The 3,014-nt window shown below is 67.4% G+C and carries 5 protein-coding genes; all 5 read left to right on the top strand.

The window, feature by feature from the left end; genetic code table 11:
- Positions 1-582: WYL domain-containing protein (locus AC5RUJ_RS13660; RefSeq protein WP_494156011.1), on the top strand; the 582-nt coding region annotated here is incomplete at its 5' end.
- A 10-nt stretch (positions 583-592) separates the two neighbouring features.
- Positions 593-928, top strand: a complete 336-nt coding sequence (locus AC5RUJ_RS13655) for a hypothetical protein (protein WP_494013990.1) — start codon at positions 593-595, stop codon at positions 926-928.
- Positions 929-970: 42 nt separating this feature from the next.
- Entirely contained in the window at positions 971-1,255 is a 285-nt protein-coding gene (gene tatA / locus AC5RUJ_RS13650; RefSeq protein WP_493999724.1) for a Sec-independent protein translocase subunit TatA, read from the top strand.
- Positions 1,256-1,260: 5 nt separating this feature from the next.
- Positions 1,261-2,121, top strand: coding sequence for a twin-arginine translocase subunit TatC (gene tatC / locus AC5RUJ_RS13645; RefSeq protein WP_493999725.1), 861 nt, complete (start codon positions 1,261-1,263; stop codon positions 2,119-2,121).
- A 67-nt stretch (positions 2,122-2,188) separates the two neighbouring features.
- Positions 2,189-3,014, top strand: an 826-nt coding sequence (locus AC5RUJ_RS13640) for a DEAD/DEAH box helicase (protein ID WP_494156010.1), incomplete at its 3' end; no start/stop codon positions are given.

Below are 3,014 nucleotides of genomic sequence, written 5' to 3'. Positions count from 1 at the left end.
ATCGCCGCGGATCTGGCGGCCGAGGACAGCACGCCCGAGGTGCTCGCGCTGCAGGAAGCCGCGGCCGCCCGGCGCAGCGTGGACATCGACTACCTCGTGCCGTCCCGGGATGAGATGACGAACCGCCGGATCGATCCGCTCCGGGTCTTCGCCGTGGACGGCCACTGGTACACCGAGGCCTGGTGCCACCGCCAGCAGGCCGTGCGGCAGTTCCGGGTAGACCGCATGCGCTCCCTGGCCGCCACCGCCGAGCACTTTGAGCCGCCGGCCGAACGGAGCAGCGAATTCCCCGACAGCCTGTTCACCCCGCAGGAGACGGACCAGGTGGTGGTCCTGCGGATCTCCGAGCGCCTGGCCGAACTGGCCGACCAATACAATGCCCGGCGCCGCGCGGTCCTTGCGGACGGTTCGCTCGCGGCCGAAATCCGGCTGTCCAGCACGGCTGTGCTGCCCGGCCTGGCGGCACGCCACGGCGGCGAAGTTGCCGTGCTGGAACCGGCGGAGGCGGCCGGCCAGACCCGGGAATGGCTGCGGCAGGCGCTGGAGGCCTACCGCGAGGCCCCGGCTTCGGCCGGAAGCTAGAGTGGACAGCATGCCCCTTTGGTTCTGGATCCTTCTCTGGGTTGCCCTTTGCGCGCTGGCCCTGGTGTTCATCGCCCTGCTCGGCTGGCGGATTTTCCGCCAGTTCATGCGAACTTTGCGTGAATTCGAGGCGGCGGCCGACCGGCTGGCCGGCGGACTCCAGACGGAACGGCAGCCCGCCGACCCGCACCGCCCCCGGCTGGCACTCTTCGCCGACTCCACGGTACTCAAGGAGGAATACGTCCAGGGCAAGGAGCGGAGGCGCGAGGAGCGGAGGCAGCGCAGGTTCGCCCGGCGCGCCGCCCGCGGCCAGCGGCAGTCCCTCCGCGATCTGCGGCTGTCCTGACCCGCCGATGGCATAGGATGGACTAGACGAAAGGAACCACGCATGGGACGACTCTTCGATAACCCCTGGACCATCATTATTCTGGTGATCATTGTGCTGCTGCTCTTTGGCGCACCGAAGCTGCCGGGCCTTGCCCGGAGCCTGGGCCAGTCCATGCGGATCTTCAAGTCCGAGGTGAAGCAGATGAAGGACGACGACGCGTCCACCGCCGCCCCGGACTCGGAACCCGTCGAGGGCCGCGTGGTCAACCCGCCGCGGAACAACACTGACAACCGCGGACAGCAGCCGAATGCGAACGGCGGATCCCCATCGCCGCACCAGCAGTAAGGGCCGTGGCCGGTAAGAAAGGCCGGAAGGCCAACCCTGAGGGGCGGATGCCGCTCAAGGCCCATCTGAAAGAACTCCGCAACCGGCTCATCGTTTCCGGCATTGCCGTCCTGCTCGGCGCGGTCGCCGGCTGGTTCCTGTACGACCCCGTGATGGTCGCCGTCCAGGCACCGCTGATGGAAATCTCGGCGGAAGAGGGCCGGCGTGCGGAAATCAACTACGGCAGTGTCGGATCTCCGTTCGACCTGAAAATCCAGGTCTCCATCTTCCTGGGGCTGCTGGTCAGCTCCCCGGTGTGGATCTACCAGGTGTGGGCCTTCATCACGCCCGGCTTGAAGACCAAGGAACGCCGCTACACGCTCGGCTTCATGGTCGCCGCCGTGCCGCTGTTCCTGCTCGGGATCTACTTCGGCTGGATCGTGCTCCCGGAGATCGTCAAGGTACTGACCATGTTCACGCCGGAAGGCGGCGTGAACCAGATCCTGGCCACCGACTACCTCACATTCGTGATGCGGATGTTCCTCTCCCTCGGCATCGCGTTCCTGCTTCCCGTGGTGTTGGTGGGGCTGAATTTCGCCGGCCTGCTGTCCGGCCGCCGCGTGATCAAGAGCTGGCGGATCGTGGTGTTCGTGGTCTGCCTGGTGGCGGCGATGGCCGCCCCCGGCCCGGATGCCATGTCCATGTTCCTGCTGGCGGCCCCCTTGCTGGCGTTGTTCTTCGTGGCAACCGGCATCAGCCTGCTCAACGACAAGCGGCGGGACAAGCGGCGCAAGGTCCGTGAAGCGGAAGTAGCCGCCGGCGTCGACCAGGCCACGCCGCTCGATCAGCTGAAGGCCGACAACCCGGAGCAGGACGGAGCCAAATAGGCTGCGGCCCGGCCAGGGGCCGGCGGCACCCATCGGGCCGGCGGATTTAAGCGGATAGGCTTTTGCTATGAGTTCCCCCTCCGAACGCTACCTTGCGGCCGCCGAACGGGTGGCCTTCTCCAAGACCCGGCTGTACTCGTTCAGCCAGACGCTCGGATTCGAACTCGACCCCTTCCAGCGCGAGGCGTGCGAGGCCCTGGAGCGCGGCCGCGGCGTCCTGGTCGCGGCCCCCACCGGCGCCGGCAAGACCGTCGTCGGCGAGTTCGCCGTCTACATGGCCCTGCAGCGGGGACTCAAGGCGTTCTATACGACGCCGATCAAGGCCCTGAGCAACCAGAAGTACAACGAACTGGTGGCGACCTACGGCGCGGAGCGGGTGGGGCTGCTCACCGGGGACACCTCGGTCAATCCGCACGCGGACGTGGTGGTGATGACCACCGAGGTATTGCGGAACATGCTGTACGCCAATTCCGACACCCTGCTGGACCTGGCCTATGTGGTGATGGACGAAGTCCACTACCTGGCCGACCGGTTCCGCGGCGCCGTGTGGGAAGAGGTCATCATCCATCTGCCCGACGACGTGCAGTTGGTCTCACTGTCCGCGACCGTCTCCAACGCGGAGGAATTCGGCGCCTGGTTGGACACCGTCCGCGGCGACACCGACGTGGTGGTGTCCGAGCACCGCCCGGTGCCGCTGTGGCAGCACGTCATGGTCGGCTCGGACCTGTTCGATCTTTTCGCCGGCGACGTCGCCTTCGACGAAACCGCGCAGGAATCCGGCACCGGCAGCGGCCGCGCCTACGAGGTGAACCCCGAGTTGTTGAAACTGGCGTCGGCCGAGCACCGGCTCAACCGCAGCGCCAACTGGGGCCGTTCCGGCGGCCGGCGCGGGC

It is taken from the genome of Arthrobacter sp. Y3223164 (assembly GCF_059091005.1).
Note: the sequence above shows the minus strand (reverse complement) of the source record. Positions and strands in the feature narration are given on the sequence as shown.